This window comes from Amycolatopsis melonis (assembly GCF_040064235.1).
In the GTDB taxonomy this organism is placed as follows: Bacteria; Actinomycetota; Actinomycetes; order Mycobacteriales; family Pseudonocardiaceae; genus Amycolatopsis; species Amycolatopsis melonis.
Genome location: NZ_JBDZYD010000005.1, coordinates 323787 through 348464, shown reverse-complemented (window position 1 = coordinate 348464; position 24678 = coordinate 323787). Strand labels below are relative to the sequence as shown.

The window sequence follows — 24678 nt, the reverse complement described above, 5'->3', positions numbered from 1 at the left end:
CCACGGTGCCTGGCGTGTCCTGTCAGGACAAGTGAAGACTTGTGGAGCGATCTTTAAGGGTTGCTACATCGTTGTGCGGGCTCACATCGGATGTTCCATCCACACGTTCGGCTCCACATAGGTCGCCGTGTCGTACTTGACGGACGCGTACACCGGGGCGATTCCGCCCGGGATGAAGTTCTCGCCTTCCTCCAGCTTCACTCCCGTCCACTCGCGCCAGTCGGCCAGGGAACCCGCCAGTGTCACCGCGAACGGGCACACCTTCACCACCCGCGCCCCCAGGCGTTCGTGGGTGCGCAGCCAGCGGTCCGTCAGGAGGCCGTCGGGGCGGCGGCGGGCCGCGTACTCCGGCATCGGGACCGCCGGCTCGGCCTCCTTGCCGATCGGGCGGACCGAGACGATCAGCTTGCGCAGGCCCGTTTCCGCCGCGCGGGCCTTCAATGCCTTCAGCATCGGGGCTGCCAGGCCGGTGCCGCGCAGGTGCGGGGCGATCACCACTTCCAACGCGCACAACGCGTTCGGTGCGCGGCCGTCCATCACGTCCTGGGCTGCCCACTCGATTGCCTGGTCCCAGCCGTGGTCCGGCAGCTCCGTGCGGTCCGGGGCCGGGTATGCCAGCGGGACCGACAACGCCCGGGCCATCGGGCGGCCTTCGTCGTCGAGGGCGATCAGGAAATACCGCGGCCAGTGGCGCAGGAACCGTGCGCCCGTGATCATCCGGCCGCTGGCGCCCTGGTAGATGAACTGGCCGCCGACGTCGCCGAGTTCCAGTGCCTGCTGGAGAAGGTCGGGACGCTCCGCAAGATCCACAACGCGCATGTGCCCCAGTGAAGCGAACCGCGCACCGCGAAGATAGCGGCATCCGGGCGACTCAGCGGGCAGGCAGGGCCCGGGACCGGCGCGTGAGCGCAGACGGGTCGAGGTTGGCCCTCGTGCCCGCGTCGTGGCCGTCGAGGTAGCCGCTGCCCGACAGCCTGCGGGGCGCCGCCGCGCGGAGGCCGCCGTACTCCGCGTCGAACGCGTGCTGGACCAGCTGGGCGCGGTCGCGGACCACCAGTTCCGCCGAGCCCCGGCCCTGGACTGCCGTGCGGACCGCTTCCTCCTCGGCGCGGGACAGCCGCTCGTGGACCGCGCGGGCGAAACCGTGCAGCCACGTGCGGCGGTAGGCCGCCAGTGACTCACCGGGGAAGAAACCGTCCGGGCGGACGCGGGTCAGCTGCGTGCTCGCCTGCAGCAGCAGGCTCGTGAACAGCAGCTCCACGCGGCCGATGTCCGACCGGAAGCCGAACACCGTGACACTGTCGACCTTCTGGCCGAGGCGGTGCAGCAGCGTCCGGCAGCGCAGCGGGTACGCCACCGACGTCAGCAGGCTCGCCTTGTCCCTGCTGTACGGGTCGTTCATCGGGATCTTCAGCGTCCCGATCTCGTCGCTGCCCGCACCGGACGCGGCCAGCATCGCCTGGTCGATCCCGTACCGCGCGACCAGCTCGGCGGCCTTCTGGTTGTAGGCCTCGGCCTCCGCCTCGGTGACCGCCGGGTCCTCGGCCTTCGCCAGCAGCTTGCGGATGCGCTCGAGCTGCGGGTCTGACTCGGTCATGGGACGCAGGGTATTCGATCACGTGTTCGGGTGCGCGCACCGGGTGACCGCGTGTCGCGTCAGCCGAGATACGCGTCGAGCGTCACCGCCAGCGCCGCTTCCGGGGACGGCGCGAAACTCGCCCCGGCCAAGCCGCCCCACAGCCACAGCTGGGCCAGCCCGTGCAGGGCCGCCCACAGCGACGCCGCGACCAGCCGCGGGTCGGTGCCCGCCCGGGTGCCCGCCGCCGCGACCAGGGCCGCGAACTCGTCGAACACCGCGCTGCTGACCGCGGCGAGGGCCGGCTCGTCCGGGTCGATCAGGTCGCGGCGGAACATCAGCTCGAACATCGCCGGGTGCTGCAGCGCGAAGTCGACGTAGCTGTGGCAGGCCGCCGTGAGCCGTTCCCGCGGGCCGCTCTCCGGCAGGCGCGTGCGGCGTTCGAGCAGCTCGGTGAACCCCTGCGTCGCGACGGCGGACAGCAACTCCGCACGACCGGAGAAATGCCGCAGCGGCGCGCCGTGGGAGACGCCCGCCGCCTTCGCGATCCCGCGCAGTGTCACCGCGCCGACGCCTTCCTCGGCCAGCAGTTCCGACGCCGTCGTGATCAGGCGTTGCCGGGTGCCCATGCCTCGTCCCGGGTCATCGGCAGCAGGTCCGGGCGCTTGGGCAGGAAGCCGTCGCCGGGCTGGCGGCCGATCAGGCGGTTGCGCGTGCGGGTCACGGCCACCGGCAGGACCTCGCGGACCAGCCACTGCACGTCGGCGCGCCAGCTCCCGGGCGCCGCCGTGCCGGGCAGCGGCGCGAGCCACGCCGGGTCGTGGTCGACGCCGAGCTTCGCGAGGACGTACGCGGCGAGCCTGCGGTGGCCGTGGGCGGACAGGTGGAGCCGGTCGGCGCCGAAGTACCGCGAGTCGGTGACCGCCGGGTCCGGCCACAGGTCGATCAGCAGCGCGCCGTAGCTGACGGCGGCTTCGCGGATCGCTTCGTTGAGCGCGACGATCCGCGGCCGCATCCGGCGTCCCAGCGGCATCCGGTGGGAGACGTCGCTGAGGGTGAACGTGACGACCACCGGGGAGATCTCGGTGCAGGCGCGGATGGCCGTGTCGACGCGGCGGGCGACCGTGCGCGCGTCCCAGCCGCGGCTCATGACGTCGTTGCCGCCGCCGAAGAGGGCGACCAGGTCCGGCTCCAGCCGCGTCGCGGCCGGGACCTGCTCGGGCACGATCTGGTCCAGCCGCCGCCCGCGGACGGCGAGGTTGGCGTACCGGAAATCCGGCTCGTCCTCGGCCAGGCGGGCGGCGACGAAGTCGGCCCAGCCGCGGTAGGCGCGCTGGCCGGGGTACGGGTCGTCGAGGCCTTCGGCGCAGCTGTCGCCGAGGACGACGAAACGGTGGTGGCTCATCCCGATCTCCGTAACCCGTGGTTCACCTTGTGGACACTGTCTATCAAACTGCTGTAGACGGTGTCTACTTCGGGGTCACCCGAGCCAGAGCCGCAGCTTCTCCGGATTCCGCATCGCCCAGATGCGCGTGATCCGGCCGTCCGCGACGTCGAAGGCGTACACGGCCGCGAGTTCGCCGCCGCGCTGCAGCAGCAGCCCGGGCCGGCCGTTGACCGTGCGCTCCACGATCCGCAGCGCGCCGGCCGCCCCGGTGGCGAGGGCGGCGACGTACTGCGCGACCACTTCGCCGCCTTCGATCGGGGTCAGCGCGGCACGGACCACGCCGCCGCCGTCCGCGGTCAGGGTCGCGGCCGGGTCGAGGAGGCCGACCAGGGCGTCGATGTCGCCCGTTTCCCACGCCTGCTTGAAGTTCCGGATCACCTCGGCCTGCCGGGTGACGGGGGCCGCGGGCCGGGCCGCGCGGACCCGGCGGCGGGCCGACGACGCCAGCTCGCGGCACGCCGCCGGGGTGCGGCCGGTGATCTCGGCGATCTCGGCGAACGCGTAGCCGAAGACGTCGTGCAGGACGAGCGCCACGCGCTGGGCGGGCGTCATCGCTTCGAGCGTCACGAGGAAGGCCATGGTGACCGACTCGTCGAGGGTGATCCGGTCGGCGACCCCGTCAGCCTGGTCCGGCACGGGCTCGGGCAGCCACTCGCCGACGTACTGCTCGCGCCGCACCCGCGCCGAGCCCAGGACGTCCAGGCAGATCCGGCCGGCCACCGTCGTCAGCCACGCGCCGGGCGAGGAGATCGCTTCCCGTTGCGACGGCGACAGCGCGTACCAGCGGGCGTAGGTCTCCTGGACGGCGTCCTCGGCTTCGGCCAGCGAGCCGAGCAGCCGGTAGGCGAGGTTGATCAGGTGCCGCCGCTCGGCGACGACCGCGTCCGATGGTGTGGTCATGACTCCTCCGACGAAACAGCCTTCCCGATCGTCAGGCCTGACATCCCGCCGGGCTGCTTCGTCGTACCGGTCGAAGCGTCAACCGAACAGGGGAGAAGACGATGACCAAGATCGGAATCGTGCTCGGCAGCACCCGTCCCGGCCGGATGGGGGACCAGGTGGCCCGCTGGGTCCACGAGCGCGCGGAGCAGCGCACGGACGCCGAGTTCGAGCTGATCGACCTGCGTGACCACCCGCTGCCGCACCTGGAAGAGCCGCCGGGCTTCTCGGGGCAGTACGAGGACGAACGCACCCGCGCCTGGGCCGCGGTCGTCGCGGCGTGCGACGGGTTCGTGTTCGTCACGCCGGAGTACAACCACTCCGTGCCCGGCGTGCTCAAGAACGCCATGGACCACGTGCACATCGAGTGGAACACCAAGGCGGCCGGGTTCGTCTCCTACGGCGGCGTTGGCGGCGCCCGCTCGGTCGAGCAGCTGCGGCTGGTCTGCGGCGCGCTGCAGCTGGCCGACGTGGCACCGCAGGTCACGCTGCCGCTGGCGACGGAGTTCGAGAACCGCACGGTCTTCAAGCCGGGCGAGTACCAGCTCGCGGCGCTGGACACGGTGCTGGACCACGTCGTCGCGTGGAGCACCGCGCTCGCGCCGCTGCGGTCCGGGGACGCCGAGGCGGCGATCCGGGGACGCCTGGACGAGATCGTCGGCGGCCTCCGCACCAAGGACCTCGACGCACTGCGGAAGGTCTACGCGCCGGACGTCCGGTCCTTCGACGTCGAGCCGCCGCTGGAGCACGCGGGCGTCGACGCGAAGCTGAAGAACTGGGCGAAGGTGTTCACCTTCTTCGAAAAGGTGGACTACGAGCTGCGCGACCTGAACGTCGTCGTGAGCGGCGACCTGGCGGTCGGGCACGGCTTCGGGCGGGTCAGCGGCACGCTGCACACCGGCGTCGCCGCGGACGGCATGTGGGTCCGGGTCACGTTCGTCTTCCGGAAGACCGGCGGTGACTGGCTGATCGTCCACGACCAGGCGTCGGTGCCGTTCGACATGGCGACCGGCCAGGGGGTCGTCGACCTGCAGCCGTGACGGCTCAGGCGAGCCGCGTGCGGTGGGCCGCCACGGCGGCCCGCCGCGGGTCGGCCGCGGGGAGCGTCCGCTCCAGCGCGTCCAGTACCGCGAGGTCGTCGACGCCGCAGGAGGTTTCCCAGAACGCCCACAGCACGGCCGGATCGCCGCTGTGCAGCGCCACCTGACGCACCTGCGCGGTCAGCGTCTCCCGTTCCTCGCGGATCGCCGGGGCCTCCGACTCCGGCAGCAGCGGGCCGCGGAAGGCACGCAGGACCTCGGCCGGGGCACCGCCGCGCAACGCCGTCCGGGCGCGGAGGAAATCGGCGTCGACGTCGGCCGCCAGGCGGTACGGGCGGGTCTGCACCACGGACGCGCCCAGCTGGGACCGCAGCCGGTGGATCTCCGCGCGGACCGTCACCGGGTTGCCCGTCTCGCCGTAGAGCTGCAACGCCAGCCGTTCCGCGGAAAGGCCGCCGGGGTGCAGGGCCAGCAACGTCAGGATCTCCGCGTGCCGCAGGGTCAGCGGGATCTCGCGACCGTCCACTGTGGTCGCGTGGGTGCCGTCGGAGAGGTACTCCAGGCGCAGCCGGGCCCGGTGTGTGCCCGCGGCCGCGGTCAGCCGGAGCAGGTAGCCCTCCGCAAGGGGTTCCACGGTCGCCAGGCGGCCGTCCGGCAGCGCGACCGTGCCGCCGCCGTGGCGGACGTCCACTGTGGACGGCAGCAGGCAGGACTGCGTGGCCAGCACCCGCCCGCCTGCCGAGAGCAGGGCACCGGGGCGGCCGCGCAGGGCCTCCAGATGGGGCATGTTGGCCCGCCGCAGCTGTTCGTCGCGGACGGCGAGCTGGGCGCGCAGCTGGCCTTCCGCGAGCTGTGCCGTGGCCGTGACCAGCGAAAGCATGGCCGGGTGGACCGTGCGCAGCGGGCCGCTGACGTCGATGGAGCCGAGCAGCACGCCGGTCTCGGGGTCGCGCACCGGCGCCGCCGCGCACGTCCACGTGTGATAGCGCCGGACCAGGTGCTCGGCCGAGTAGATCTGCACCGGCTCGCCGGTGGCCAGCGCCGTGCCCATGGCGTTGGTGCCGATCGCGGCTTCACTCCACCGGGTGCCTTCGGTGAGGCCGACGCGGTCGCCGCGCAGCAGCTGGCCCGCCGCGCCCTCGCGCCAGAGGATCAGGCCGTCGGCGTCGGTCACGATCATGACGTGCTCGGCGTCGTCGGCGATGCTCACCAGCATCTGCCGCAGCACGGGCAGGACCGGCGCCAGCGGGTGCGCCTCGCGCAGCGACGCCAGGTCGGCGGCGGAGTGGACGAACGGCGCTTCGCCGTCGTCCGGGTCGACGCGGGCGGCGAGCGAGCGGGTCCACGAAGCGGAGACGACCGAGCGTGGCCGCCGCGGCGCGGGAGCGCCCTGGAGCACCGCGTCACGGACGTGGGCCAGCAGCCGCGCGTACGACTCGGGGTCGCGCAGCAGCTCCGGTTCGGGCGCCTCTGCCACGTTCACCAGCGTAGATAGCCGCCGGACCGCGGTGCAACGCGCTTGCAACGTTGCCGGACCTACCTTCGCCGCCACCAGCGTCACCCGTCACTCCGAGCAACGAGGCAGGGAAGATGGTCCAGTACGCCGCACCGAACACCGAAGGCGGCATCGTCGCCTTCGCACCGCGCTACGACCACTACATCGGCGGCGAGTACGTGCCGCCGGCATCGGGCCGGTACTTCGAAAACCCGACGCCCGTCACCGGGAAGCCGTTCACCGAGATCGCCCGCGGCACCGCCGAGGACGTCGAGAAGGCCCTCGACGCGGCACACGGCGCGGCGGCGGCGTGGGGCCGGACCTCGACCGAGGAACGCGCGAACACGCTGCTGAAGATCGCCGACCGGATGGAGCGGAACCTGGAGGCGATCGCGGTCGCCGAGTCGTGGGAGAACGGCAAGCCGGTCCGCGAGACACTGGCCGCCGACATCCCGCTGGCCATCGACCACTTCCGCTACTTCGCCGGCGCGCTGCGCGCCCAGGAGGGCGGCATCTCGCAGATCGACGAGCACACCGTCGCCTACCACTTCCACGAGCCGCTCGGCGTGGTCGGGCAGATCATCCCGTGGAACTTCCCGATCCTGATGGCGGTCTGGAAGCTCGCGCCGGCACTGGCCGCGGGCAACGCGGTGGTGCTCAAGCCGGCCGAGCAGACGCCGGCGTCGATCCACGTGCTGATGTCGTTCATCGGCGACCTGATCCCGCCGGGTGTGGTGAACATCGTCAACGGCTTCGGCCTCGAAGCCGGGAAGCCGCTGGCGTCCAGCAACCGCGTGCGCAAGATCGCCTTCACCGGCGAGACCACCACCGGGCGGCTGATCCTGCAGTACGCCAGCGAGAACATCATCCCGGTCACGGTCGAGTTGGGTGGCAAGAGCCCGAACATCTTCTTCGACGACGTCGCGGCGAAGAACGACGCCTTCTACGACAAGGCGCAGGAGGGTTTCGCGCTCTTCGCGCTGAACCAGGGTGAGGTCTGCACGTGCCCGTCGCGGGCGCTGATCCAGTCGGGCATCTACGACCGCTTCCTCGGCGACGCCGTCTCGCGGGTGCAGAAGATCAAGCAGGGCCATCCGCTCGACACCGAGACGATGATCGGCGCACAGGCGTCCCGTGACCAGCTCGAAAAGATCCTGTCCTACATCGACATCGGCAAGCAGGAGGGTGCCGAGATCCTCACCGGCGGCAGCCGCTCTGACCTCGGCGGCGAGCTGTCCGGCGGCTACTACGTCGAGCCGACGGTGTTCGCCGGCGACAACAAGATGCGGATCTTCCAGGAGGAGATCTTCGGCCCGGTCGTGTCGGTGACGAGGTTCGACGACTACGCCGACGCGCTCAAGATCGCCAACGACACGCTGTACGGCCTCGGCGCCGGCGTCTGGTCGCGGGACGGGAACGTCGCCTACCGCGCCGGCCGGGACATCCAGGCCGGGCGCGTGTGGGTGAACAACTACCACGCCTACCCGGCGCACGCGGCCTTCGGCGGCTACAAGGCGTCCGGGATCGGCCGGGAGACGCACAAGATGATGCTGGACCACTACCAGCAGACGAAGAACCTGCTGGTGTCCTATTCAGACCAGGCGCTCGGGTTCTTCTGAGGCCTCAGCTGATGCCGCGGTGCCGGTGGGCGACCGTCAGCGCCGCCACGCTCAGGCACGCGGTCAGCACGAGGTAGTACCCCGGCGAGACCGGCGACCCGGTCGTCGCGACCAGGGCCGCCGCGATCGTCGGGGTGAACCCGCCGAACACCCCGACCGTCGTGTTGTAGCCGAAGGACAGCCCGGTGGCGCGGGTCCGCGCGGGGAACGCGTCGGCCATCACCGACGGCAGCGCGCCGAAGTACGCCGCCTTGAGCAGGCCGAGGATCGTCATCGCCGCCGTCAGCGTCAGGAACGACGGCGACGACGTCACCCAGAGGTAGAGCGGCACTGCGCTCACGCCGATCAGCGCCGCCGCGGTCACCATGAGCCGGATCCGGCCGTGGCGGTCGGCGAGCCAGCCCGCCACCGGGGTGCCGAGCGTCAGCACCACGCCGGTGATCACCAGTGCCACGAAGGAAAGCGAGTCGTCGAGGCCGAGCGTCTTGATCGCGAACGCCGGCAGCGACTGCAGGATGAAGTTCAGCGACGTCGACACGACCAGCGCGCCACCGGCGATGAGCAGCCCGCCCCACTGGTGGCGGAACAGCTCGCGGATCGTCGAGGACTCCGGCTCGGCGAGCGGCGCTTCGTCGACGTGCCGCCGGATGTAGTACCCGACCGGGCCGATCAGCAGCCCGAAGACGAACGGGATCCGCCAGCCCCACGCCGTCATCGCCGCGTCCGGCAGGACCGCGGTGAGCCCGGCCGCGAACCCGGCCGAGAGCAGCGTCGCGAAACCCTGGCTGGCGAACTGGAAACTGCCGAGGAAGCCCTTGCGCCGGTCGTCGCGCTCGATGAGGAACGCCGTCGCGGCGCCGAATTCGCCGCCCGCGGCGAACCCCTGCAGCAGCCGCGCGACGATCACGCCGATCGGCGCGAGCACCCCGATCGTCGCGTACCCCGGCACGATCGCGAGCAGCAGCGTGCCCAGCACCATCAGGCGGATCGTCAGGACGAGGGCCTTCTTGCGGCCGTGCCGGTCGGCGTACGCGCCGAGCACGAGCCCGCCGAGCGGCCGGATCAGGAACGTGATCCCGAAGACCGCGTACGCCTGCAGCAGCTGGACCGCCGCGTTGCCGCCGGGGAAGAACGTCTTGCCGATGTAGGCCGCCATGAGCGCGTACGCGGCGAGGTCGAACCATTCGAGCGCGTTGCCGATGGTCGCGGCGGCGATGGCACGCCGGTTCGTGACGGGCCGCTGCGTCTGCGTTTCGGTCATCGGCGTTCTCCCAGTGCGTGGAACAGCGCGGTGGCGAGCACGAGACCCTCGCGGGCGACCGACGCGAGCATGTGCTCGTCCGGGGCGTGCTGACGGCAACCCGGGTAGGAGTGCGGCAGCCACAACGTCGGCATCCCGAGGACGTCGGTGAAGACGTGGTTGGGCAGGCCACCGCCGAAGTTGGGCAGGAGCGTGACCGGGCGGCCGGCCACGGCGTCCAAAGTGGACTTGGCCCAGGTGACCCACGGGTCGTCGACCGGCGTGCGGCTGGCCCGGAAGTTGCCGTCGGCACTCACCTGCACCATCGGGAAGCCATGCGCGGCAAGGTGTCCGGTGACGGCGTCCGCGACGCCGTCGGCGTCCGTGCCCGCGACGTACCGCAGCTGCAGCACCGCCCTCGCCCGGCCGGGGATCGCGTTGACCGGGCGGTCGACGTCGCCCGCGCCCAGGGAGAGGACCTCCAGGGTGTTCCAGCCGTAGAGCCGTTCGGCCGGAGTCAGCCGCGGATCGCCCCAGCCCTCGTCCGGCACCGGATCGTCCGGGCTGTTCGCGACGACGACGCCGTCGAGCGCCGCACGCACGGTGTCCGGCAGCTCGGGCGGCAGCAGGCCCGGCACCTGGATGCGGCCGTGGCCGTCGACCAGGCACGCGATGGCCGCGGCGAGCGTCGTGGCGGGGTTGCGCAGGATGCCGCCCCAGTTGCCGGAGTGGTGCGAACCGGGACGCAGGTCGACGTCGAGCGCGATCCGCACGCTGCCGCGGGCGCCGAGGAACACCGTCGGCGTCGCGGCGTCCAGGCGCGGGCCGTCGGAGGCGACCAGGACGTCCGCGCGCAGCAGGTCCCGCTGCCGGTCGGCGAACTCCGCCAGGCCGGGCGAGCCGATCTCCTCGCCGGTCTCGAACAGGAACTTCAGGTTGAAGCCCAGCTTGCCGCGCTCGGCGAGCAGCAGCCGCAACGCGGTGAGGTTGATCAGGTGCTGGCCCTTGTTGTCCGCGGTGCCGCGGCCGTACCAGCGGTCGCCGTCGGCGGTCAGCGTCCACGGATCGAGCCCGTCGCTCCACCGGCCCGCCTCGCCGACGACGTCGGCGTGCCCGTAGCAGAGCAGCGTCGGCCGCTCGGGCGATTCGACGCGGGTGCCGACGAGGAACGGCCCGCCCGCCGGGTCCGGGTTCGGATACGTGGTCACCGTGCAGCCGAGTGCTTCGAGCATGGGCGTCAGGACGTCGTCGAGGTATGCCTTGATGGCAACCCGGCCCTCGGGGGCGTCGCTCACGGTCGGGTGGGCGACGAGGTCGGCGAGTTCGGCGAAGAACGCGCCCGAGTCGACGTGGGCCTGCGCCTTGGCGCGGAGTTCGGCGGGGATCACGGAGCCTCCCTGGTCGGGTTGCGCAGCAGCCTAAGCCGGACGCGCGGGCGTGACCATTGCCGTTTTGGTGGTCGTGCGTTCTCATTGGGGCAAACCGGGAGGTTCCATGCGCCTGCTGCCCACCGGGCTGACCTACTTCCTCGAAGTCGCCCGCACCGGCTCGGTGTCCGAGGCCGCTGCCGCGCTGACCGTCGCGCCGTCGGCGATCAGCAGGCAGATCGCCAAGCTCGAAGCCGGGATCGGCGTGCCGCTGTTCGTCCGGCACCCGCGCGGCATGATCCCGACCGACGCCGGGACGCTGCTGCTCGACCACGTCCGCCGCAGCGAGGCGGAGTCGGCGGCGCTGCTCGGCGAGCTGCGCACCGGCCGGGGGTTGCAGGCCCGGTCGATCACCGTGGCGTGCTCGGAGGGCTTCGGCCGCCGCGTCGTCCCGCGTGCCATCGCGGAGTTCCGGCGCGAGCATCCCGACGTGGCGTTCCACGTCGACGTCGTGGGCCGCGAGGAGGCGACCCGGCGCGTGCTCGACGGCGCGGCCGACGTCGCCGTCACCTACACCACCGGCCCGCAGCACGGCGTGCGCGTCGAAAGCGCCGTCGTCGTGCCGGTGTACGCGATCGTGCCGCGCGGGCACGCCCTGGACGGCCGGGACCGCGTCGGGCTCGCCGAGCTGGCCGCGCACCCGCTCGCGTTGCCGACGCGCGGGCAGAGCCTGCGCGAGCTGTTCGACATCGCCGCGCGGATCGAGAACGTCCCGGTCCGGCCGGTGCTGGTGTGCGACGAACTCGGCCCGCTGTACGAGTTCGTCCGCGCGGGCGGCGGGGTCGCGCTGGCCGGCGGGCTCGGCGACCTGCGGCGGGACGCCGAAGCCGAAGGCGTCGCGTACGTTCACCTCGACAATCCCGCGTTCCGGCAACGGGAAGCGCAGGTCCAGACGATGGCGGGCCGCACGCTTTCGGCCACGGTGACACGGTTCGCGGCGCTGCTCGTGGCGTTCGTCCGGCCGGCCGAGCCCGGGAAAACCCTGCCGGACTGAACGAACGGTCGTGCTACTTTCCGGCCATGCGGATCGAGGGCGTTTACGTGGGACAACCGAGCGTGCTGGGGTACCGCCGAGAGCAGGAGGTGCTCAGTGCCATCACGAAGGCGCGCGTCACGGCGCCCGAACTGGCGCTGACCGAGCTGAACCTCGACGGCGACAGGCAGGCCGACCTCAGCGTGCACGGCGGGGTCGACAAAGCGGTTTACGTCTATCCCGCCGAGCACTACCCGGCCTGGGCGGCGGACGGCCTGACGGCGGAGCCGGGCGGCTTCGGCGAGAACGTCTCACTGACCGGGGCCACCGAGGACGACGTCCGGATCGGGGACGTGTGGGCCTGGGGAGACGCGCTCGTGCAGGTCTCCCAGCCGCGGCAGCCGTGCTTCAAGCTGGCCATGAAGACCGGCCGCAAGGACGTCGTCCCGGCGATGATCGACTCCGGGCGCAGCGGCTGGTACCTGCGCGTGCTGCGGCCCGGCACGGTGCCGACGGCCGGCACGATCGACGTCGTGGAGCGCGCGGACGGGCCGACGATCACCGAGGTGTACCTGGTGTCCTTCGCCAACTACGGGCAGCTGCCGCCGGAAAAGGTCGACGCGGCGCTGGACCTCGCCGACCGCGTCCTGGCCACCCCCGCGCTCTCGGCGTCCTACCGCGACGGCGTCCAGTCCACAGTGGACCGCTGGCGGGCGCGGCGTGCCGGGTGACGGCCGGATCGCCCGCGGCGACGCGACCCGGCGCGTGGTGCTGCGCCGGGCCGTCGACGTCGCGTCGGTCGAGGGCCTGGAGGGACTGTCCCTCGGCAGGCTGGCGACCGACCTGGAGCTGAGCAAGAGCGGCGTGTTCGCGTTGTTCGGCTCGAAGGAGGAGCTGCAGCTCGCGACGATCGAGGCGGCGCTGGAGATCTTCCGCTCGCACGTGATCGTCCCGGCCCGCGCGGTCTCGCCGGGCCTGCCGCGGCTGCGCGCGGTGTGCGAGAAGTGGCTGGACTACTCGGAAAAACGCATCTTCCCGGGCGGGTGCTTCTTCTTCAACGTCGGCGCGGAGTTCGACGCGCGCCCGGGCCGCGTCCACGACGCGGTGGCGGCGGCGAGCGGCTCGTTCGCCGCGTTCCTCCACGAGACGGCGGCCGAGGCCGTCGCCCTCGACCACCTCGACGCGGACCCGGAGGTGCTGGCGTTCGAGCTGCACGCGCTGGGCCGCGCGGCCAACGCGGACGCCATGCTCCACGGCGACATCCACGCCTACACCCTGGCCCGCCGCGCCATCCGCGCCCGCCTCGCCGAATGCCTCTGAGGCTATTTCCAGTCGACCTGCGGGGAGCGGTAGAAGTCGATGCCCTGGGCGGCCCAGCGCGGGGACTGCTTGGCGAGGCGCGCGCGGTAGGCGTCCCAGTTGTGGGTGGCGCGCGGTGACCAGCCGAGTTCGGCGATGCCCGGCAGTCGCGGGAAGGCCATGTACTCGATGTCGTCGCTGGTCCGGATCGTCTCGGTCCACAGTGGAGCTTCGACGCCCGCGACCTGGCTCTCGCCGACGCCCTTGACCAGCGTCGCCGGGTCCCAGTCGTACGCGTCGCGGACCTCGACCAGCCCGGCCCAGTCCTGGCCCAGCTTCGTCGACGCGTCGTACTTCATGTCCAGGTACGCGTGGTTCGCCGGCGACATGAGGATCTTGTTTCCGCGTGCTGCGGCGGCCGCGACGTCGGCGTTCTCACCGCCGAAGTCCCAGTACTGCGGGATCGCCGACACCGGCGGCGACGACTTGGCGATCTCGTGCCAGCCGGTGATCTTCTTGCCGTACTTGGCCACGATCGGCTGCACCTTGCGCTCGAAGGCCAGGTAGTCCGCGGGCGGGGTCGCGTGCGCCTCGTCGCCGCCGATGTGCAGGTACGGGCCGGGGGTGAGGGCCGCCAGCTCGCGCACGACGTCGTCGACGAACCGGTAGGTGATCGGCGAGGAGATGCACAGCGAGCTGTAGCCGACCTCGGTGTCCGTGCGCGGCGGGACGGCCTTCCCGTCGCAGTTCAGTTCCGCGTACGCCGACTGTGCCGCGTTCGTGTGACCCGGCATGTCGATCTCCGGGATGACCGTGATGTGCCGCGAAGCCGCGTACGCGACGATGTCCCGGTACTGCGCCTGCGTGTAGTAGCCACCCGGGTCGCCGTCGACCGCCGTCTTCCCGCCGACGGTGGCCAGCTTCGGCCAGCTCTTGATCTCGATGCGCCAGCCCTGGTCGTCGGCCAGGTGCAGGTGCAGCGTGTTGACCTTGTACTGGACGATCTGGTCGACGTACCGCTTCACCTGGTCGGGCCGGAAGAAGTGCCGGGCGACGTCGAGCATCGCGCCGCGCTCGGCGAAGCGCGGGTAGTCGAGGATCGTCCCGCCGGCGACCGTCCACGTCCGGTGCTGCACGCGCGGGGCTTCGATCGCCGACGGCAGCAGCTGCCGCAGTGACTGGACGCCGTCGAAGAGCCCGTCGGCGGTGTTGGCCGTGAGGGTGACACCCGTGCGGGCGACCTTCAGTTCGTAACCCTCCGTGCCGAGCCGCGAGTCGTGCCCCAGCTTCAGCGAGATCGCGGGCCGCCCGGCGACGGACGGCACGACCGGCAGCGGATAGCCGGTGGCCGGCCGCAGCAGGTCACGCAGGTAGTCCGCGACCTGGCCCGCCCCGCGTCCGGCGGCGATGACGGTGAACGGCGTGAGCCGGAAGCCGCCCGCCGGATCGGCCTTCGCCGAGACGGGCGCGGGCACGACGTCGGTCACGCTCCGTTCCGGAGCGGCCGTCGCGGCGGCCGCGGAGCCGGGCACGGCAACCGCGGCGAGACTCACGACAGCCGCGGTCAGGACGGCGCTGGACATGCGCATCGGGGCACCTCCGGTCGGGGACTCCTCCCAAAGGTACAGACCACGACGCGCATTTGGAACAGTTCTTAACGAAGGGTTCGGCCGCGGCAGACCGCCAAACCGGGCCTTCAGCCGCGCAGGGCCGTCCGGATCGCTTCCAGCACGGCCGGGTCCTCGATCGTCGAGGGCACCGGCTCGTCCCGGCCGTCGGCGATCGCGCGCATCGTCTTGCGCAGGATCTTCCCCGACCGCGTCTTCGGCAGGGCGTCCACAATGGACACGTCGCGGAACGCCGCGACCGGCCCGATGTCGCGGCGGACCATCGCCACCAGCTCCTCGCGCAGCTGCTCCGCGGGGATGTCCGCACCCGCCTTCAGCACCACGAACCCGCGCGGCAGCTGGCCCTTGAGCTGGTCGGCGACGCCGATCACGGCGCACTCCGCGACCGCCGGGTGCGCGGCCAGCACCGCCTCCATCGACCCGGTGGACAGCCGGTGCCCGGCGACGTTGATGACGTCGTCGGTGCGGCCCATGACGAACAGGTAGCCGTCCTCGTCGAGGTAGCCCGAGTCGCCGGTGAGGTAGAAGCCCTCGTACCGCGAGAGGTAGGCCTCGCGGTAGCGCTCGTCGTCGCCCCACAGCGTCGGCAGTGAGCCCGGCGGCAGCGGCAGCTTCACCGTGATCGCCCCTTCGCGGCCCGGCGGCAGCTCCTCGCCCGCCTGGTCGAGGATGCGGACGTCCCAGCCGGGGACGGGCCGGGTCGCGGACCCGGCCTTGACCGGCATCGGCTCGAGCCCGCGGGGGTTGGCCGCGATCGGCCAGCCCGTCTCGGTCTGCCACCAGTGGTCGACGACCGGCACCCCGAGCTTCTCGTGCGCCCAGTGGTAGGTCTCCGGGTCGAGCCGCTCACCCGCCATGAACAGCGTCCGGAACTGCTTCAGCTCGTACTTCGCCAGCTCACGCGCGTCGGGATCGACCTTCTTGACCGCCCGCAGCGCGGTCGGCGCGGTGAACAGCGCCTGGACGCCGTGCTCGGCGATGACGCGCCAGAACGCGCCCGCGTCGGGCGTGCCGACCGGCTTGCCCTCGTACATCACCGTCGTCGCCCCGACCAGCAGCGGCGCGTACACGATGTAGGAGTGGCCGACGACCCAGCCGACGTCGGACGCGGTCCACCAGACGTCGCCGGCGTGGATGTCGTAGACGGCGTCCATCGAATAGGCGAGCGCGACCGCGTGCCCGCCGGTGTCGCGGACGACGCCCTTCGGCTTCCCGGTCGTCCCGGACGTGTACAGGATGTACAGCGGGTCGGTGGCCGCCACCGGCACCGGATCGGCCGGGCCGGCGTGCACCGCCAGCTCGCGCCAGTCGAGGTCGCGGCCGGTCAGCGTGGCCGGGGCCTGCTCGCGCTGCAGCACGACGACGTGCTCGGGCTGGTGCTCGGTCATGCCCAGCGCGGCTTCGATGATCGGCTTGTACTCGACCACCCGCGTCGGCTCGATGCCGCAGGACGCCGCCAGGATCACCTTCGGCTTCGCGTCCTCGATCCGCGCGGCCAGCTCCTTCGGCGCGAAGCCGCCGAAGACCACCGAGTGCACCGCGCCGATCCGCGCGCAGGCCAGCATCGCGATCGCCGCCTCGGGGACCATCGGCAGGTAGATGATCACCCGGTCACCCTTCGTGACCCCCAGTGAGGCGAGCGCGCCGGCGAAGCGCGCGACCGTGTCGCGCAGCTCCTCGTACGTGTAGGTGCGTTTCCGTCCGGTCACGGGAGAGTCCCAGATCAGCGCGGCCTGGGCGCCGCGGCCGGCCTCGACGTGCCGGTCGAGCGCGTTGTACGCGGTGTTCAGCTCGGCGTCCGGGAACCACCGGTGGAAGGGGGCGTTCGTGGCGTCGAGGGCCCGCCGCGGTGGCCTGGTCCAGCTGATCGACCCGGCCGCGGCCAGCCAGAACGCGTCCGGGTCGGCCAGGCTCCGCCGGTAGGCTTCGGAGTACGCGCCCATGCCCCGCTCCTTCACGTCGACCGTCCTGCCTGATCCCCATCATGGCGTGGGAGCGGCGGCCGTGCCGGATTCCCGGCGCGGAAGACCCGGCAACCTCACGGAGCCCGGGAGCGTCCTAAGCTGGACCGCGGGAAAACGCCGCGTGACGGCACGAAGTGAACACGGACAGTGAGGGGAGCCCGGCGGTGAACGGACTCGCGAGCGCATTGCTCTCGCTGGCCCATTCCTTGTTCGGCCCGGGTTTCTGCCCCGGCGACTGGGTCTGGGCCACGAGCGCGGCCGGTGCGCTCGTCGCGCTGATCCCGCCGGCCGGCGCGCTGGCCGTGGCGATCATCCGGAAGGGCACCGGCAACCGCTACGACGCCACGACGCTCGGGGTGTTCGGGGCGATCGGCCTGGTCAGCGCCCTGGTGCTGCCGTGGCTGCTGTCCAACGGCATCTCGGGCGTCTACAACGCGGCCTTCGCCAAGGAGAAGACCGGGCTGTCCGCGACCGAGCTCTCGACGCTCAACGGCCCCGGCGGCTGCTGGGTCGACAACCAGCGGGATTACCTGGGCGGCGGCCAGACCGTCTTCGAGGTGCTGTCGTCGCAGCACGGCAAGGAAATCCCGTTCTTCGTCTACCTGGTCGCGTTCCTCGTGCTGGGTGCCGGCTCGCTGCTGTTCGTCATGCTGCAGGCCCGCACGGCCTTCCGGCGCGGTCCGAAGTGGCCGTCGCGGTTCTTCTGGATCCCGTTCGCCGCGATGCTCGTGTTCAGCGTCGGCATGGAGGCCAACACCGCGCTGCACTTCTGGCTGGGCTTCCTGCCGTTCAGCGTGCTGGGCCTGATCCCGGTCGCGATGGTCGGCCCGCCGCCGTGGTCGGTGATCAACCGGCCGGACGCGCCGCCGCGCCGCGAGCCGGAGCCGCACCGCCCGCCGCCGTCGCAGGTCCAGCCGCGCCCGACCCCGCCGCCACCCCCGCCGCCGGTCAACAAGCCGTACCCGAAGACGGCGCTGGCGTCCGCGCCCGAGCCGCCGATGGCCGGTGCGCTGGCCGCGGCACCCGGCCCGATCCCGCCGCCGCCCGGCTCGCGCAACGCGGGCGGCAGCCGCTACCGGCGGATGAAGCAGCTCGGCGCGGGCGGGTTCGGCACGGTCTGGCAGGCCGTCGACACCCAGCTCAACCGCACGGTCGCGCTGAAGATCGCGCACGCGCCGGACCGCGACACCGCCGAGCGCATGCAGCGCGAGGCCCGCGCGCTGGCCGTGGTCAGCCACCCGAACTGCGTCAAGGTCTACGACCTTGTCGAGGAGCCCGACGGGCTCGCGCTGGTGATGGAGTACCTCGAAGGCCGCCCGCTGGCCGAGCTGGTCGACGGGCAGGGCCCGCTCGACGACATCGCCGCGGGCAGGCTGTGGGCGACGATGGCGGGCGCGCTCGCCGCGGCGCACGAGAAGGGCGTCCTGCACCGCGACATCAAGCCGTCGAACATCGTGCTCGACCCCAGCGGCCTGGCCCACCTGATCGACTTCGGCATCGCCCGCAGTCAGGGCGACTCGAAGATGACGGCCACCGGGATGATGATCGGCACGCCCGACTTCGTCGCCCCGGAGCAGGCGATGGGCGCGGCGGCCTCCCCGGCGTCGGACGCATGGCAGCTGGCGGCGACGATCAGTTACGCGCTGTCCGGCCAGCCCCCGCGCGGCACCCGCGAGACGCCGATGGCGGCGCTGATGGCCGCGGCCCGGGCAGAACCGGTGTCCCGGCTGCCGCAGCGCAGCGCCCACGCCCGGCTGCTGGCGGCGTCCCTGGACCCCGAGCCGCGCCGCCGCCCGACACTGAACGCGGTGCGCCGCGAGGTCGAGGGCTGGCTGTCGCGGGCGGGCAAGTCCCCGGACGGCCCGGTGACCCGGGTCGTGCCCCGCCAGCCGCACCGCTAGCCGGGCTTGACGGCCGAGAACTCCACCCGTCGCTTCGGCCGCGTCTGCACGCTGACCTGCTCGAACCCGGCGTTCTCCAGCCGGGCCGGGAGGCTGCCCGCGTCGAGGACGTTCATCGTGTCGCCGAGGTGCAGCAGCCGGAAGCCGAAGCTGAGCTGGCTGTCGGTCCCGCAGAACGTCCCGCCGGGCCGCAGCACCCGGGCGGCCTCGGCGAAGATCGCGTCCTGCAGCGCGGCCGTCGGCACGTGGTGCAGCATCGTGAAGCACACGACCGCGGAGAACCGCCCGGCGTCGAACGGCATCTCGGCGCCACTGCCCTCGCGGACGTCGGCGCGGCCGCCGAACTTCGTACGCAGCAGCGCGGCCGACGCGGGGTCGATCTCCAGGAGCGTCAGCTTCGGGACGACGTCGAGCAGCACCTGCGTGGTGGCGCCGAAGCCGGGGCCGATCTCGAGGACGTCGTCGCCGAGGTCGTGCCGGGCGAGCCAGCCCGGCAGTACCCGGGCGACCATCGACGCCCACTTCGCGGAGCTGCAGATCCTGCGGTGGATGAGGTTCATCGGCATGCCCCCGACGCTAGGGAGCCGCGGTCGTGACCGGGAGCCGATACGCTGCCAATCCATGTCGCCATCCGGCCAAGCGATGCTGCTCGGCGAGTTCGACCTGCCCGCCGGTACCTGGTTCCCGTGGCACGAGCACCCGGTCCACCAGCTGGTCTGGTCGGCCCGCGGGGTCGTCGCGGTCCGGACGGGTGACGCGGCGTGGGTGCTGCCGCCGACGCGCGCGCTCTGGATGCCCGCCGGCATCCGCCACCGCACGGGTGCGCTCGGCCGGGCGGCGCTGCGCGGCATCTACGCCGACCCGGCGCTGTCCCCGGTGTCGTGGCCCGCGCCGCGGCTGGTGGCGGTCCGCCCGCTGCTGCGCGAGCTGCTGGAGTACCTGACCGGCGACGGCGTCGCGCCGCCGGCCCGGGTGCGGGCCGAAGCCGTGGCCTTCGACCTGCTCGAACCCCTGGACGTCGTGCCGATCGTGGTGCCGACGCCGGTCGACCCGCGGGCGCGGGACGTGGCGACGGCGGTGCTCGCGAACCCGGCGGACCCAAGGACCCTCGCGGAGTTCGGCCGCGACGTCGGCGCCGCGGAACGGACGCTGGCCCGGCTGTTCGCCCGGGAGTGCCGGATGCCGTTCGGGACGTGGCGCACCCAGGCACGGCTGCGGGCGGCGCTGCCGTGGCTGGCCGAGGGCCTGCCGCTGGAGACGGTGGCGCACCGCGTCGGCTACAGCTCGGCGAGCGCGTTCGTGGCGGCGTTCCGGCGGGCCGTCGGGGTCACTCCCGGCGCGTACTTCGCGGACTGAGCTAACGCCAGGACGGCAGCCAGCGTTCGGCTTCCCACTGGCCGTTGGTGATCGCGATGCCGTTCAGGATGGGCCACAGCCAGGCGAAGTTCGCCACCACCAGCCCGACGTACAGCGACACCACGAGCAGGCCGGTCCCGCGTCTTTCGAACCCGCGCCGCGCGCTGCCCAGGATCTGGCCGAGACACAGCGTCAGCCCGAGCACCAGGAACGCGGCCAGCGGCGTCGCGTAGAAGAAGTACATCTGGCGGTCGATGTTGGTGAACCAGAAGACGTACCCGCCGAGGTAGCCGGCCAGGACCGCCGCGTAGCGCCAGTCCGCGCGGAAGATCGAGCGCCACGCCGCCCAGCCGAGCATCGGGATCGCCAGCCACCACATCGCGGGCGTGCCGATCAGCATCGTCGCGCTGACGCAGCGGGCCTCGCCGCAGCCGGTGACCTCGCCGTTGTAGCTGTAGAGCATCGGGCGCAGCCCCATCGGCCACGTCCACGGCTTCGACTCCCACGGGTGCGGGTTGTCCTTGGGGGTGACCAGGGTTTCGTGGAAGTGCAGGACGTTCGCCGTGTAGTCGCCGAGCGAGCGCAGCGCAGGCGGCACCCACGACCAGACGCCCGGCGCGATGTCCTTGATCTCGGTGTAGTGCCGGTCGGTGGCGGTTTCGCTGGCGAACCACGCCCAGTACGCGGCGAAGTACATCAGGAACGGGATGATCAGGATGGCCCACAGCGCGGGCAGCACGTCCCGCCGGATCGTGCCCAGCCACGGCCGTTCGACGCCGGCCGCGCGCCGCGCCGCGACGTCGAAGAACACGCAGAGCAGGCCGAAGGCGACGATGTAGTACAGCGCCGACCACTTGACGCCGAAGGTGAGCCCGATCATCAGGCCGGTCGCGAACCGCCACCAGCGGAACCCCAGCTTGGGACCCCAGACCGACTCGTTGACCCAGCCCTCGCGCACGGCGGTCGCGAGTCGCTCGCGCACCTGGTCGCGGTCGGCGAGCAGGCAGGCGAACGCGGCGAGGACGAACAGCGCGATGAAGATGTCGAGCATGCCCATGCGCGACTGCAGGTGCAGCACGCCGTCGCTGATCACGAGGATGCCGGCGATGCCGCCGAGCAGCGTCGAGCGGGTCAGCCGGCGGGCGACGCGGATGGTCAGCAGCACCATGAGCGTGCCGGCCAGCGCGGGCATGATCCGCCAGCCCCAGCCGTTGTAGCCGAACAGCCATTCGCCGATCGCGATCAGCTGCTTGGCCAGCGGCGGGTGGACGACCAGCTCGTAGCCGTAGTTGTCCTCGTAACCGCCGTTGCGCAGCACCTGCCACGCCTGCGGAACGTAGTGTTTTTCGTCGAAGACCGGGCTGCCCTTGTCGGTGGGCTCGCCGAGGTTCTGCAGGCGGACGATGCCGCCGATCACGGTCAGCACGAGGGTGACGACCCAGCCGCGCAGCCGGTCGGCAGGCATGCCGCGGCCGAGCAGCGTCAGCTCCCGGTCGGTGGGCGGCCGGAGCGCCTCGACCGGGTCCGGCCGGACGCTCTCGTCGTCGGGACGGGTCAGCACGGCGGTCACGGGGGCGATCCTACGGGCGAGGCAGGGCGTGCGTCGCCCGGATCCGCTGATCAGCCTAGGCTGGCCGGGTGACTCCGGGCCGTCTCATTCTCGCCGCCACCCCTCTCGGCGACGTCCGCGACGCTTCCCAGCGCCTGGCATCGGCCCTGGCGGAGGCCGACGTGGTGGCGGCCGAGGACACCCGCCGCTTCCGCGCACTGGCCACAGCGCTGGGCGTGACGCCACGCGGCCGCGTGGTGAGCTTCTACGAGGACGTGGAGCCGGCCCGGCTGCCGAAGCTGCTGGAGTCGTTGAACGCGGGCGAGACGGTGGTCCTGGTGACGGACGCGGGCATGCCCAGCGTGTCCGACCCGGGCTTCCGCCTGGTGTCGGCGTGCGTCTCTTCGAACATTCCGGTGACGTGCCTGCCAGGCCCATCGGCGGTGACGACGGCGCTCGCTTTGTCCGGTTTGCCGTGTGACCGGTTCTGTTTCGAGGGTTTCGCCCCGCGCAAGCCGGGAGAGAGGTCCCGCTGGCTGTCATCGTTGCGCGACGAGCCCCGCACGGCGGTGTTCTTCGAGTCCCCCCACCGCCTGGCATCGCTGCTCTCGGACGCGGCGTCCGTTTTGGGCGGTGACCGGAGGGCGGCGGTGTGCCGGGAGCTGACCAAGACGTACGAAGAGGTGAAGCGGGGCTCGCTGGAGGAGCTGGCTTCGTGGGCGTCGGACGGTGTCCGCGGGGAGATCACGGTCGTGCTGGCCGGGGCGTCACCCCGGGAGGTCTCGGTGGGGGATTTGGTAGCGGAGGTGTCGGCCCGGGTGGCGTCGGGCGAGCGCCTGAAGTCCGCGGCGGCGGAGGTCGCCGAGGCCGCTGGTGTGTCCAAAAAGGAGCTTTACGACGCCGTGCTGGCGGCGCGGAAGGCGGACTAGTGCCGATCGTTTCGGCGTTGGTGGATGCTGGGAATCGCGAACAGGCGACTGAAGCTGCGCTGGAACTACTCGACCAGGTACGCGACGACGGTGACATGTTGCTGGATGACGCTTATCCGGTCGCAACGGCCCTGCTGACGGTTCTGTCGTCGGGAGGCGGGTCTTGGCCTGTTCGTCCTCTGGGTAGTGGCCACCGCGCTCGGCGGCAGGCCTGGCCGTACCCCGGATCCGGAAATTCGGCTGGATGCTGTGTTGAAGAATGCGGATGAACTCGTCTGGAGGTTCGTGCGCCATGACGATCCTGAGGTGAGGGCGATGGCGGTCAACCTGGCTGTGGCCACCACGCCTCGGCCGGCAGCACTGTTTGATCGGCTTGTCGCGCTCTTTCGCGATGAGCGGGATCCCCCTTGCCCGAGCCTGCATTGCGGCTGCGGCGATGCGGCTGGACCGCAGTGAGCTTGCCGCAGCTGCAGCGAGGTGGCGCGATGAGCTGCTTGAGGGAGACCCGCTCGTGCGGTTCAGGGTTGCCCGCGAGTTGACGCGTGCTGATGATCCGGAGGTTCGGGCAAGGGCCGAGGTCATCGTGCAGGAGAACGCTGAGATGTCGAAGGTTGTGTGGGTGTCCGAGGTCTGACTGTTGCACGTTCGCCTCTTTGGGAAGTCCCAGTCGATCGCGATGCCTGCTGGCGACGTGGACATACGACGCCTTCAGCCGCCCGACGAAGACCGCGGTCGACATCCCGGCGAAGGAAGGCGCGCTCCAGGGGACCTACGAGTTCTCGACGGCGGGGAACCTGCACCAGGAACTGGTCCGGTCCTCACCCGGGAGCAGTCCGACCAGGTCGCCGGCGCATTGGGCTACCAGCCGACGAAGTTCCGTACCGCGGGCAATGCCAAGAGCTGGATGAACAAAAAGGCGCCTGCCTCCGAGCGGTACATAACCTGGGATCGGACCGGGCACAGACGGGGGATCTTCAAGGGGGCGCGACTCCCGATGCGTTCAAGACGACCAGCAGCAACAGCCGGAGCGGGACGTATGATCTCGGTTATTCGAGCGCCGAGGGGCCGTTCCTGATCCGGGTGGGCAAATGACGTCTGTGGTGCTCGTCGCCAAGTACGACGAGGCGGCGCGCAATGGCGAGGTCGACGACTGGACGTCCAGCGATGACATCGGCGCCTGGTTCGCGGGTGAGGTGCTCACGCCGGCCGAGTACTACCGGGTCGAGGACCGATATGTCGACTTCGCCCGGTCGCTCGTGACCTCCTGCGGCGTCACCGAGTTCGTGATCAGGGCCCCGATGGTGCCGAAGTCGCTGCCCCCGTGGGTCCCGCGGTTGCGGAGCGGGCTGGTGGTCGACTCGGAAACCGCTCTGAAGCTCGTCCGCCGCATGCTCCGGATCGGCGACTTCTCCTGTGTGCTGTGTGGCGGCGACGATCTCACGATCGGTGTCGAGACCGATTTCTACCTTTCGGTGCAAGCCGACGAAGGGAAGACCGCGGAGGCCGCCCGACGCTTTGGGCTGTATCTGTACCAGGCCGGCAACTTGTCCTGGTTCGAGCTGGACGATGGTGTGGCGGTGCTCGGAAAGCTCAGCGACCGGTTCGCGCAGGATGTGCGGCGGTTCCGCGGCGCAGGCCGGTCGATCGTCGTGCTGGAGCGCTGGGCCAATGGGCCAGGGGGAGAACGCTGGCATCTGTTTGACGGCGCCGACTCACTCGGCTGGACGCTCCGGCTGCCTCCGGGCGTGGCGTTGGCGGCCTTGCCCGACGTCCGGATCAAGTGGGTTCCCCGCCGGGATGCGGTGTCCGACATCGGTGTCGAACTGGGCGATGACAAGCCTGTTGTCGTTGTCGCGCGGCCGCAGCCCGACGTCGGTTCCGTGCTCGAGGCTGTCGTCTTTTCGGGCGGTGTCCACCAGGTAGAGGATGCCGACCTGCCGCTTGGTGGTGAGCTCGGGTGGTTCGCCTATCCGGACATCGGCGGCGCGGCGCGGAACTCGCTCGCCGGCGTGACCGCGACCCCGGCGGGCGAGGTCGATGCGTTGTGGGATGTGGACCTCACCCTGATCCGCTGACCCGTGGCGCCGGCAGGGGAGCGGTCGCATGTCGTCGCGGTAACCGTTTGGTGCCTCTCGGCTTTTCGGTTCGCCGGTAGATGACTGTGGAACTCGAAATGGGATGCCACGATGGTGGTCGCTGTCGTTGGCCTGACGCACTCCGCGCCTTCTGCGTGGGTGGAGCAGGTGCTCCCGCTCGGCGGGGGCCCGGCCGACGTGTGGACGACTGCCGGACCGCG

23 protein-coding genes are annotated in these 24678 nt (G+C 71.6%); 11 read left to right on the top strand and 12 right to left on the bottom strand.

The genetic code is table 11. The features are described from left to right. Window positions 1–81: 81 nt before the first annotated feature. The 5 genes from ABJI51_RS15580 to sigJ all read right to left on the bottom strand — a co-directional run bounded on the left by ABJI51_RS15580 (window position 82) and on the right by sigJ (window position 3923). Window positions 82–819 carry a Long-chain-fatty-acid--CoA ligase gene (locus ABJI51_RS15580; RefSeq protein ID WP_348951404.1) on the bottom strand — a complete coding sequence of 246 codons (738 nt, stop codon included), beginning with the start codon at window positions 817–819 and terminating at the stop codon, window positions 82–84. A 52-nt stretch (window positions 820–871) separates the two neighbouring features. Beyond that, window positions 872–1597, bottom strand: coding sequence for a DUF2786 domain-containing protein (locus tag ABJI51_RS15575; protein ID WP_348951403.1), 726 nt, complete (start codon window positions 1595–1597; stop codon window positions 872–874). Window positions 1598–1656: 59 nt separating this feature from the next. Next, window positions 1657–2205 carry a TetR/AcrR family transcriptional regulator gene (locus ABJI51_RS15570; RefSeq protein ID WP_348951401.1) on the bottom strand — a complete coding sequence of 183 codons (549 nt, stop codon included), beginning with the start codon at window positions 2203–2205 and terminating at the stop codon, window positions 1657–1659. Next, window positions 2184–2981, bottom strand: coding sequence for an SGNH/GDSL hydrolase family protein (locus ABJI51_RS15565; RefSeq protein ID WP_348951399.1), 798 nt, complete (start codon window positions 2979–2981; stop codon window positions 2184–2186). Before ABJI51_RS15565 ends, ABJI51_RS15570 begins: the two co-directional genes overlap by 22 nt. A 75-nt stretch (window positions 2982–3056) precedes the next feature. Then, the gene (gene sigJ, locus ABJI51_RS15560; RefSeq protein ID WP_348951397.1) at window positions 3057–3923 is read right to left on the bottom strand and encodes an RNA polymerase sigma factor SigJ; all 867 of its coding nucleotides are present in this window, start codon (window positions 3921–3923) and stop codon (window positions 3057–3059) included. Between the two features lie 101 nt (window positions 3924–4024). Between sigJ and ABJI51_RS15555 the strand changes: the two genes are divergently transcribed. After that, on the top strand, window positions 4025–5002 hold the full coding sequence (locus tag ABJI51_RS15555; RefSeq protein ID WP_348951396.1) for an NAD(P)H-dependent oxidoreductase: 978 nt from the start codon (window positions 4025–4027) through the stop codon (window positions 5000–5002). 4 nt (window positions 5003–5006) lie between these two features. Here the strand turns inward: ABJI51_RS15555 and ABJI51_RS15550 are convergent, their stop codons facing one another. Beyond that, the gene (locus ABJI51_RS15550; RefSeq protein ID WP_431605612.1) at window positions 5007–6479 is read right to left on the bottom strand and encodes a helix-turn-helix domain-containing protein; all 1473 of its coding nucleotides are present in this window, start codon (window positions 6477–6479) and stop codon (window positions 5007–5009) included. A 113-nt stretch (window positions 6480–6592) separates the two neighbouring features. On the opposite strand from ABJI51_RS15550, the gene adh reads away from it, so the two are divergent. Continuing rightward, entirely contained in the window at window positions 6593–8116 is a 1524-nt protein-coding gene (gene adh, locus ABJI51_RS15545) for an aldehyde dehydrogenase (RefSeq protein WP_348951392.1), read from the top strand. Between the two features lie 4 nt (window positions 8117–8120). On the opposite strand, the gene ABJI51_RS15540 is transcribed toward adh, so the two are convergent. Together ABJI51_RS15540 and ABJI51_RS15535 are read right to left on the bottom strand one after the other, a co-directional pair. Next, window positions 8121–9377 (bottom strand): MFS transporter, encoded by a 1257-nt coding sequence (locus ABJI51_RS15540; RefSeq protein WP_348951390.1) that lies wholly within the window; start codon window positions 9375–9377, stop codon window positions 8121–8123. Continuing rightward, the gene (locus ABJI51_RS15535; protein ID WP_348951388.1) at window positions 9374–10744 is read right to left on the bottom strand and encodes a M20 family metallopeptidase; all 1371 of its coding nucleotides are present in this window, start codon (window positions 10742–10744) and stop codon (window positions 9374–9376) included. Before ABJI51_RS15535 ends, ABJI51_RS15540 begins: the two co-directional genes overlap by 4 nt. A 106-nt stretch (window positions 10745–10850) precedes the next feature. Here ABJI51_RS15535 and ABJI51_RS15530 point away from each other — a divergent pair, with 106 nt between their 5' ends. From ABJI51_RS15530 to ABJI51_RS15520, 3 genes are read left to right on the top strand one after another with little or no spacing between them, the layout of a single operon-like run. After that, on the top strand, window positions 10851–11777 hold the full coding sequence (locus tag ABJI51_RS15530) for a LysR family transcriptional regulator (protein ID WP_348951386.1): 927 nt from the start codon (window positions 10851–10853) through the stop codon (window positions 11775–11777). 26 nt (window positions 11778–11803) lie between these two features. After that, the gene (locus tag ABJI51_RS15525) at window positions 11804–12487 is read left to right on the top strand and encodes an MOSC domain-containing protein (protein ID WP_348951384.1); all 684 of its coding nucleotides are present in this window, start codon (window positions 11804–11806) and stop codon (window positions 12485–12487) included. After that, on the top strand, window positions 12477–13076 hold the full coding sequence (locus ABJI51_RS15520) for a TetR/AcrR family transcriptional regulator (protein WP_348951383.1): 600 nt from the start codon (window positions 12477–12479) through the stop codon (window positions 13074–13076). The genes ABJI51_RS15525 and ABJI51_RS15520 overlap by 11 nt, the downstream gene beginning before the upstream one ends. A 2-nt stretch (window positions 13077–13078) precedes the next feature. On the opposite strand, the gene ABJI51_RS15515 is transcribed toward ABJI51_RS15520, so the two are convergent. Both ABJI51_RS15515 and ABJI51_RS15510 read right to left on the bottom strand, forming a co-directional pair. Further along, window positions 13079–14644: a beta-N-acetylhexosaminidase gene (locus ABJI51_RS15515; protein ID WP_348951381.1), complete on the bottom strand. Its 1566-nt coding sequence runs from the start codon at window positions 14642–14644 to the stop codon at window positions 13079–13081. A 107-nt stretch (window positions 14645–14751) separates the two neighbouring features. Beyond that, the gene (locus ABJI51_RS15510) at window positions 14752–16626 is read right to left on the bottom strand and encodes a propionyl-CoA synthetase (RefSeq protein ID WP_348951379.1); all 1875 of its coding nucleotides are present in this window, start codon (window positions 16624–16626) and stop codon (window positions 14752–14754) included. Between the two features lie 185 nt (window positions 16627–16811). On the opposite strand from ABJI51_RS15510, the gene ABJI51_RS15505 reads away from it, so the two are divergent. Further along, a complete protein-coding gene (locus ABJI51_RS15505; RefSeq protein ID WP_348951377.1) occupies window positions 16812–18548 on the top strand; it encodes a serine/threonine-protein kinase in 1737 nt (578 codons plus the stop codon). Here ABJI51_RS15505 and ABJI51_RS15500 read toward each other — a convergent pair. Further along, window positions 18545–19114, bottom strand: a complete 570-nt coding sequence (locus ABJI51_RS15500) for a class I SAM-dependent methyltransferase (RefSeq protein ID WP_348951375.1) — start codon at window positions 19112–19114, stop codon at window positions 18545–18547. The genes ABJI51_RS15505 and ABJI51_RS15500 overlap by 4 nt on opposite strands. A 76-nt stretch (window positions 19115–19190) precedes the next feature. Between ABJI51_RS15500 and ABJI51_RS15495 the strand changes: the two genes are divergently transcribed. Beyond that, entirely contained in the window at window positions 19191–19904 is a 714-nt protein-coding gene (locus ABJI51_RS15495; RefSeq protein ID WP_348951880.1) for an AraC family transcriptional regulator, read from the top strand. Window position 19905: 1 nt separating this feature from the next. Here ABJI51_RS15495 and ABJI51_RS15490 read toward each other — a convergent pair whose 3' ends face one another. After that, complete coding sequence (locus tag ABJI51_RS15490; protein WP_348951373.1) at window positions 19906–21474, bottom strand: dolichyl-phosphate-mannose--protein mannosyltransferase; 1569 nt, start codon at window positions 21472–21474, stop codon at window positions 19906–19908. A gap of 68 nt (window positions 21475–21542) precedes the next feature. On the opposite strand from ABJI51_RS15490, the gene rsmI reads away from it, so the two are divergent. From rsmI to ABJI51_RS15475, 4 genes are all read left to right on the top strand, one after another. After that, complete coding sequence (gene rsmI / locus ABJI51_RS15485; protein ID WP_348951371.1) at window positions 21543–22382, top strand: 16S rRNA (cytidine(1402)-2'-O)-methyltransferase; 840 nt, start codon at window positions 21543–21545, stop codon at window positions 22380–22382. 186 nt (window positions 22383–22568) lie between these two features. Then, complete coding sequence (locus tag ABJI51_RS15480) at window positions 22569–22838, top strand: hypothetical protein (RefSeq protein WP_348951369.1); 270 nt, start codon at window positions 22569–22571, stop codon at window positions 22836–22838. 220 nt (window positions 22839–23058) lie between these two features. After that, the gene (locus ABJI51_RS43565; protein WP_431605620.1) at window positions 23059–23457 is read left to right on the top strand and encodes a toxin C-terminal domain-containing protein; all 399 of its coding nucleotides are present in this window, start codon (window positions 23059–23061) and stop codon (window positions 23455–23457) included. Window positions 23458–23470: 13 nt separating this feature from the next. After that, window positions 23471–24457 carry a hypothetical protein gene (locus tag ABJI51_RS15475; protein ID WP_348951367.1) on the top strand — a complete coding sequence of 329 codons (987 nt, stop codon included), beginning with the start codon at window positions 23471–23473 and terminating at the stop codon, window positions 24455–24457. Window positions 24458–24678: the final 221 nt, after the last annotated feature.

Bases quoted from the DNA above. Each gene is read 5' to 3' on its own strand.
- adh (WP_348951392.1), top strand. From the start codon at position 6,593: ATGGTCCAGTACGCCGCACCGAACACCGAAGGCGGCATCGTCGCCTTC.
- ABJI51_RS15500 (WP_348951375.1), bottom strand. From the start codon at position 19,114: ATGCCGATGAACCTCATCCACCGCAGGATCTGCAGCTCCGCGAAGTGG.
- ABJI51_RS15555 (WP_348951396.1), top strand. From the start codon at position 4,025: ATGACCAAGATCGGAATCGTGCTCGGCAGCACCCGTCCCGGCCGGATG.
- ABJI51_RS15525 (WP_348951384.1), top strand. From the start codon at position 11,804: ATGCGGATCGAGGGCGTTTACGTGGGACAACCGAGCGTGCTGGGGTAC.
- ABJI51_RS43565 (WP_431605620.1), top strand. From the start codon at position 23,059: ATGCCTGCTGGCGACGTGGACATACGACGCCTTCAGCCGCCCGACGAA.
- ABJI51_RS15565 (WP_348951399.1), bottom strand. From the start codon at position 2,981: ATGAGCCACCACCGTTTCGTCGTCCTCGGCGACAGCTGCGCCGAAGGC.
- ABJI51_RS15475 (WP_348951367.1), top strand. From the start codon at position 23,471: ATGACGTCTGTGGTGCTCGTCGCCAAGTACGACGAGGCGGCGCGCAAT.
- ABJI51_RS15575 (WP_348951403.1), bottom strand. From the start codon at position 1,597: ATGACCGAGTCAGACCCGCAGCTCGAGCGCATCCGCAAGCTGCTGGCG.
- ABJI51_RS15580 (WP_348951404.1), bottom strand. From the start codon at position 819: ATGCGCGTTGTGGATCTTGCGGAGCGTCCCGACCTTCTCCAGCAGGCA.
- ABJI51_RS15540 (WP_348951390.1), bottom strand. From the start codon at position 9,377: ATGACCGAAACGCAGACGCAGCGGCCCGTCACGAACCGGCGTGCCATC.
- ABJI51_RS15530 (WP_348951386.1), top strand. From the start codon at position 10,851: ATGCGCCTGCTGCCCACCGGGCTGACCTACTTCCTCGAAGTCGCCCGC.
- ABJI51_RS15570 (WP_348951401.1), bottom strand. From the start codon at position 2,205: ATGGGCACCCGGCAACGCCTGATCACGACGGCGTCGGAACTGCTGGCC.
- sigJ (WP_348951397.1), bottom strand. From the start codon at position 3,923: ATGACCACACCATCGGACGCGGTCGTCGCCGAGCGGCGGCACCTGATC.
- ABJI51_RS15510 (WP_348951379.1), bottom strand. From the start codon at position 16,626: ATGGGCGCGTACTCCGAAGCCTACCGGCGGAGCCTGGCCGACCCGGAC.
- ABJI51_RS15495 (WP_348951880.1), top strand. From the start codon at position 19,191: ATGCTGCTCGGCGAGTTCGACCTGCCCGCCGGTACCTGGTTCCCGTGG.
- ABJI51_RS15515 (WP_348951381.1), bottom strand. From the start codon at position 14,644: ATGCGCATGTCCAGCGCCGTCCTGACCGCGGCTGTCGTGAGTCTCGCC.